Consider the following 6,924-nt stretch of genomic DNA (forward strand, 5'->3'; position numbering starts at 1 on the left):
CCTTTACGGCTTGTCTGCCTCTCTCAGTCGCTGCGTTGTCAGGGTCAGCCCAAGCCGAAGACTCTCCAGACATGCTGGTGTGGAAGTCTTGTATCAGCTCTGCTGTCATCAAGCGGTGAGAGGACAGGATGTATCCAGGTTCGTTAGATCTTTTTGATAGCAGTGATCAACGAGCCGGAGAATGCTGACATCAATGCAGCAGACCTCCGCGTTGTGATACCTCAAAATCTAAGCAGTCTTGCATCCATTGTTTCGCTATGTCATGCCTAGGGCAAACAGGTCACGCAGAAGGAATCGATAGCGAGGAAAAGCTCAATGCTGTTATCCAAGCAGGATGAGACCTGATCCAAGGCTACTCCGTGTCACCGCCATTGCCTTTAAACGAACTTGCTGACCGGCATTACACGCGTGTTGTGCTGCTTCACTGCGTGTAAGTACCACGACCCATGATCGTCGCAGGCGCATCACCCAGCGTCTAGTAATCGCCAGGTTACAGAGCATTCCCTTTCTTTCCGGGCTGTAAATGTTAGCGGCTTCTCCCTTTACGTATTGCTCCTGCTGCTTTCGTTGCGCTCCACTGAACTCTTTTAGATATTAGAGTCCGAGTCCTGGCATTTAATAGTGTCAAGACAATTTCACTGTGTTTGTTTTTCAAGATGTAACTGGTTGGGGCTGAAGAAGATCTGGTTGTAGCAGTGCTTTCTGCTTGACTCGATTAGGGAGCAGACCTTGTTTGCAGCACTTCAGGCCAATAAGCCATCTGTGTTTGAAATGTGCTCAACCAGCGCAAATTAGTCATGTAGCCGCTTTATGCGGCGCGTCATGTCCAGTGTATTAGGACGGGTAGTCAATGAAGAAAGTTAGTACAAATACGTTGTACTGTGGTTTGTTGGGTTTGGCGTTTGTGCTGCATTTTGGATTGCTTGAGCAGAATCCTCAAAATCCTATTGGTATTAAATACCTGACAGAACTCTACCTGGCGATGTGTTTGGGGTTTAGCGCCCTGTTTCTAGTAGGGACTGTTGGGGCGGAGCGAAAGGATTACAGCGTCGCTTTTCTGTTCTGTTTGTTTTCGGCTTTTACCTTTACTTTCCTTCCAGCCTTGTTTGCTGAACTCTTTTATGGCCAGCCCCTGGTATATGGCGTAATTGAAGAGCGTCGGGTACTGCTATGTTTTAGCGTTATTCCTTTGCTGTATCTGGCCAAGCGAATGTCAGCGGCACAGTTTGAAAACGCTATTCTGATCGTGGCGCTAGGCGCCGTTCTGCTGTCCTGGCTTTGCTATTTCGAGGTATTGCCGGATCTGCGAGACGGCATGGACCTGGACCTAAGCCGTCCGGGACGTGCATCCACGGGTGCATTCGCCTTGATCATTGGCTATTGCTTGAGTATCTATTTCTGGGGCAAGGGCAGGTCTCCTATCGATGGTAGTCCGCGCTCCGGCTTCCAGCATGGAATACTGGCGCTCGTATTTCTGGCGACACTGGTATTTGTCACACAGACGCGGCAGGTCATTTTGTTGTGCATTATCTTTACCTTTCTTTGCCTGCGGGCCAAGTCCGTCAAGCTGGCGGTAATAGGTGGTTTGCTCATTTCGCCTTTCGTGATTGATCCTCAGCTGCTTGAGCTTTTTGGCGTCAATATTGATTTCTACATGGAGTCAGCGCAAAACGGCGCCACCGATAATGTTCGTGAGGCCACTATTGCCCAAGTCATGGATCACCTTCATGAGTACAACTGGGTACCCAGCGGGAGCCTTAGCCTGATGTGGAATGACGGGTTCAAGCGGTACTTCAGCTACTACTTTTTCCTATCAGATGTCGGTGTGATCGGTACGCTTTTCCGCTTTGGCTTTCTTTCCATCGCCATCATTCCGGTCAGCTTCCTGGTGTACTTCAAGGTGGCCAAGCGACTGAATCCCAGCCTCGATTTTACCTTGGCCGTGTTTCTGGCTCATCTTTCCATATGGCCTTTGCAAGGCATCTTTGAATATCAGGAGGGTATGACCGCCCTGCTATTTGTCTTTCAGGCTTTAAAGACCTTCCATACCCAGGCGTCTAATGAACCGTCTATAAAGCTGCCCGTTCAACATGGGCGTGAGCCTCTACACTTGGCTTAAGTTAAGTTCAGAAATAAAAACGGTCCTTTGAAGGGCCGTTTTTATTTGAGCTACTTGCTGAACCCGAGACGGCTAAGGGCAAATTATTTTGGCTTGGTACGCGAGATCACTTGGGCGTGCCCATTCATCCAGTCCAGCTTATCGATAATTATGGTAAGGCCTAATTGCTATAGCATTTGTTGTAATGCAATGAAGCACGCGCGCTGGAGAAAAGGAGTGTTTGTCACTTTGAATGGAAATGTTCAGACTCCGCGTAGTCGAAATATCATCTGCATCGGTTGATGAGTCGACTCGGTAGGGGAGTCAGGCACCAATGATATTGACGGAATTTGATTACTACCAATTGCAGAATCGACTGGACAATATTTGTGGGGCGCGTCTTTGTGCTGCCAACATCGATAGCTTTTACAGCTTTCTCGAAGAGTTGCGTCGAGCGCGTAATGTACCTGAACTGGAACTGGCTGCTGCCAAGATCGATGGCTTCATGATTGCTCTGGAAGGTGCAGGGCTTGTGAATGGAACGTCTGCCATGTTGATTGGCGGCTTCGTAACACGGGTACAAGCCTATCGCCTGGCCATGTTAAACGCAGAGTAAATCGCTATTGGTTTTCTAACCAATGGCCAGGCTGAACGTGGTCATCAGGTGGCCCTGAGTTACTGTAATCAAGGGCAAAGCCAAATAAGGTTATTCTGTTAGACCTGTCTATCAACCACTCCTGGACTGAAAGTGCCTTGATTGCCGAGCGTATCCAGCAGGACACGGCATTACCCGGGATTGAAGCGGAAAACGCAGCGCTTCGCTTCACGATAAGCGCTGGCATTGAAGGCTGCTTTCCTTGGACAAGACACAGGCGTATAGATTATTCAGGAGCTGCCGGTCCAGCACTTATCAAACCAGTACGGCTAGGCGTAATAGATCTACTTAGCTGTACTGGCTCAATAGCCCAACGCACTGTCAACCTAACAGGCCAGCCCGCGAAGGAGGAACTGGCCTAAGCACTCTAGGTATACCACCGGCAGAAGGCCGAGCACTTACCAGCCCCGTACATCAGGAGCCATTTTTCCTACGGCCTGATGTGCCGCCTGATGCAGCTCGGGTGCGGAGGTTTTGTCTGAGTTCAGAATATTGGCCTCTTCTGCGCTGGGCTGAAGTGGTTTCTGACGAAACAGCAATGTATAGAAGGAGGCGGCACAGGCATATCCGCCTGAAAAAGAAGCATGACGACCATCGGCAATGTACAACTTGGCCGCTGAATCGCTTGTAAAGGTGCTTTTCCACGATTCGCCGCAAGGAGAAAGCTGGGCGCCCATCTTACGAGCCAGGCTTACATACTCCTTATAGAGTAGTGGTTGCTTGTCCGGCTGGCTCTGGTTAGCCCAGGTTTCAAACAGAATGGGTTTGGCATGATGGGCACGGATCAGATCGTTGAATTTCAATGCGTACTCTTCAAAGCGTTCGGGCTGAAGCAACGGGCGTGCGGCATGCTCCTGTAGGACGACATAGTCGTACTTATTATCCTTGAGCTTGCTTTGTACTGCTCCGCTGTTCCAATGCTGTTCAAGGGTATAGGAGGGTTTGGCAATCGAGTCCGCTTCAATGGTGCAGAACGACGAGGTACGGTCATGAGCGCGTGAGGCCATACCCATCAAGATGGTTGTCAGACTGTTTGCGTAGGTATAGCTGTTACCAATGAACAACAGGCGAAGGGTGCATGAGGGTGCATCACTACTCTGAGCAGCAGCGGCAGGGTGTGCGCCGATAAGGCATCCAGTAAAGAGAGTGGCAAGTGTTAGGGAACGGGTAAACAAAACCCTATCCTCCATCGATTTATAATGTTTAGGCACAGACATAAGTTGCAAACAGCGCGCTAGAGCGTTTGCGGCGGCGTATTGTGCGAGGAGGGAGAGGGATTGATAAGGAGTGACTGTGCGAGGAGTCACGTCCTGTTATCTAGAGCAAGCGAAACGGCGAACGCGTACAAAATTAAGAAAAATATATACCAGCTAAAATATTTATAATAATGGCTATTTAGTAGCAAATTTCAAGATTAAATACGTAAAATTTTCAAACTTCAGCAATTTGTTCCTGTATCCATTGCCGGGAAAGATTAGTGCTCTGTACTATCCTCATCGATATACCGGGCTGCTTTTTCCTGGTCCAGAAAGGCTGTGTATTGATCTTCCGTAATCCTGGTTTCAAGCAGCAGCTGCCGAGCATAGGATTCGACAGCCGTCTTGTTCCAGCGAATCTCCCCCAGGCTCTCGGGGTTCTTGATATGACGGATATAACGCTTCCAATACGCGTCCACGGTGGGTTCTGCTTCCTGCTCATGGGTGACGGGGCGCGTGGTATATCATAATTAGCAGATTTGTGAAGCGAGGCATGTAAATCACAGCCAGCTTTATGTGCGGATGTCTTGCTGTTTTGGTTGTACGAGTCCGGCGCGGTAGACGATATAAAGCAGCGCTGCCATTGCTAGGGGAGCAATAGGCTGCTTGTTCAAGTCTGGTTTAGGTATCCAGATTCAATTGCTGTCCGCTATGCCCAGGCTTTTCAAGAACATCCGCCACCTCGGCAGCAAGATGCAGGAGCTCGTAATCTTCTTCAAGGCTGGTCGAGCCCTCATCACATCCTCGTTCATCCAGAATAGGACAATTGACCAACGTCCAGTGAAGTGGGCTGCTATCAAGGCGCTCATGAATTTTCTGGCAAACACGTCGCCACCGCGGATCGACCTCGTCATTTTCCAGCGCAGCAAAATCGCCTACGAGCATCAGTTGGGAAACCTTGACCTTACGTAAACCACTGATCAGTGCGGCTACAGCATCGATCAAGTAGCTGGGGTCTTCTGCCTCGACTACCCGTGGCGGCTCCAGCACAGCCACGACGGCTCTCATACCTGCCACGCCCTGGCTGACTTTATACGCGCTGAATACGTTTCCGGAAGTCGACGGTGGGTAAGGGCGGGGCGGCAATGCTCTAAGATTCGCCTGTAAGGGCACGGCTTCATGTTGACGATTAAGCAACTCGTTAATCAATGCCTGGCCCAACGGGCTTTGCGCGCCGTAGACCGCGACCTTGAGCGCGCGTGCTGCTGCATACGTCATGACTACCTCGTCACTATCAATCTAGATGACTGACCGGGCGAACCGCTCAAGGTTCTACGGCAGGCTTACCGGTCATCCTACATGCGTAGGGTACATCGGCCAGCCCATCATGAACTTTAATAGCTCAAAGAGGTGTTATTTGCCGGTAGTGTTATGAGCGCTATGCCTGAAGCAAGGCAAGAAAACAGGCCTTGGAGCATTGAGCAAACTGCTTTGCGATGATTGCTTTGACGAGATGATAAAAAGATTGCTGTGCCTCTGAAGACCGCCCACTTTCTGCCGATAGCCTGAGTAGCCACACGTAAATCCGATGGCCGGACCTCACCTCTAGTAAGGCAGAATTATATGTTGAGTAGAATAAAGTTCAGTCACAAGATTCTGGCAACGGCCTCGGTAGTGCTGATCGTCGCCTTCTCGCTGTTCATGGTGTACAACGATTATCTGCAGCGTACGGCAATCACACGTGAATTATCCGTTCGACTGAATGAGCTGGGCAGCAGTGCTTCAAGCAACATTGTCAATTGGGTGGGCGGGCGTATTACGTTGCTTGAGGGGGAAGCACAGGCGGTTCAGCGTGATCTCACACCTCAAGCGTTTACGACCGTATTGGAACAGAAAGCCTATACCTCCAGCTTTGACCTCACGTATCTGGGGCAGGCAGATGGTACGTTTACCGTTCGCCCCTCTGTAAGTATGCCGGCGGGCTATGATCCAAGAACGCGTCCCTGGTATCAGGACGCGCAGAGTAAAGCCGGCTCGATCCTCACCGAGCCCTATGTTGATGCGGCATCTGGTGGGTTGATCATGAGCCTGGCTACGCCTGTCACTCATGATGGGAAACCGGCCGGCGTTTTGGGAGGTGATCTGAGCCTCCAGACTATGGTGGGTATCGTCAACTCGCTCGACCTGGGCGGTATAGGCCATGCCATTCTGGTCAACAGCCAGGGCAAGGTGCTGGTCAGCCCTCACAAAGATGAGGTGATGAAAACCCTCGACGAACTCTTTCCCTCCGGTGCGCCAGCACTGGATAGTACGCTCAAGCGCGTCGAGCTGGGCGGCAAGGCTCATCTGCTGGTCTTCAAGCCGGTCACTGGCCTTCCGTCGGTCAACTGGTACCTGGGCCTGATGGTTGACGAAGAAAAGGCCTACGCTCCGCTCAAGGAGTTCAGGACCTCGGCGCTGCTGGCCATGGTGATTGGCGTTGTGCTGATCATGCTCTTGCTAGGCCTGTTGATTCGGGTACTGATGCGCCCGCTCAATACCATGAGCCAGGCGATGCAGGATATCGCGCAAGGTGAGGGCGACCTGACCCGGCGTCTGGCCATTAACAGCCAGGACGAGTTTGGTGTCCTGGCCGCGGCCTTTAACCGCTTCGTCGAGCGTATTCATGGCTCGATCAGCGAGGTCTCTGCCAGTACTCGCCAGCTTAACGATGTCTCGCATCAGGTACTGGCGGCCTCCAATTCCTCTCTACAGAACTCGGATAACCAGGCCGGGCGTACCGGAAGCGTAGCGGCGGCGATCAACCAGCTGGGCGCAGCTACACAGGAAATCGCGCGCAATGCCGCCGATGCGTCTGTGCAGGCTACCCAGGCCCGTCAGCAGGCTGAAGAAGGCCGGCGTGTCCTGGGCCAGACCCTGACCGCGATGGAAACCCTGTCTACCAACATCAGCGCCTCTTGCGGGCGTATCGGTGA

At 51.5% G+C, this 6,924-nt stretch carries 6 protein-coding genes; 3 read left to right on the forward strand and 3 right to left on the reverse strand.

Going from position 1 to position 6,924, the window contains the following annotated elements:
* The first annotated feature begins 850 nt into the window (after positions 1-850).
* Together IEX86_RS16010 and IEX86_RS16015 are read left to right on the forward strand one after the other, a co-directional pair.
* Complete coding sequence (locus IEX86_RS16010; protein ID WP_229685374.1) at positions 851-2,119, forward strand: hypothetical protein; 1,269 nt, start codon at positions 851-853, stop codon at positions 2,117-2,119.
* 313 nt (positions 2,120-2,432) lie between these two features.
* On the forward strand, positions 2,433-2,714 hold the full coding sequence (locus tag IEX86_RS16015) for a hypothetical protein (RefSeq protein ID WP_188867141.1): 282 nt from the start codon (positions 2,433-2,435) through the stop codon (positions 2,712-2,714).
* A gap of 437 nt (positions 2,715-3,151) precedes the next feature.
* On the opposite strand, the gene IEX86_RS16020 is transcribed toward IEX86_RS16015, so the two are convergent.
* The 3 genes from IEX86_RS16020 to IEX86_RS16030 all read right to left on the reverse strand — a co-directional run bounded on the left by IEX86_RS16020 (position 3,152) and on the right by IEX86_RS16030 (position 5,227).
* Positions 3,152-3,928, reverse strand: a complete 777-nt coding sequence (locus IEX86_RS16020; RefSeq protein WP_188867142.1) for a hypothetical protein — start codon at positions 3,926-3,928, stop codon at positions 3,152-3,154.
* 299 nt (positions 3,929-4,227) lie between these two features.
* On the reverse strand, positions 4,228-4,428 hold the full coding sequence (locus IEX86_RS16025; RefSeq protein ID WP_188867143.1) for a hypothetical protein: 201 nt from the start codon (positions 4,426-4,428) through the stop codon (positions 4,228-4,230).
* A gap of 202 nt (positions 4,429-4,630) precedes the next feature.
* Positions 4,631-5,227, reverse strand: a complete 597-nt coding sequence (locus IEX86_RS16030; protein WP_188867144.1) for an NAD(P)H-binding protein — start codon at positions 5,225-5,227, stop codon at positions 4,631-4,633.
* Between the two features lie 345 nt (positions 5,228-5,572).
* Here IEX86_RS16030 and IEX86_RS16035 point away from each other — a divergent pair.
* A partial coding sequence (locus IEX86_RS16035; RefSeq protein WP_229685375.1) for a methyl-accepting chemotaxis protein occupies positions 5,573-6,924 on the forward strand: 1,352 nt, incomplete at its 3' end.

It is taken from the genome of Pseudomonas asuensis, assembly GCF_014646755.1.
GTDB classification, from domain to species: Bacteria; Pseudomonadota; Gammaproteobacteria; order Pseudomonadales; family Pseudomonadaceae; genus Chryseomonas; species Chryseomonas asuensis.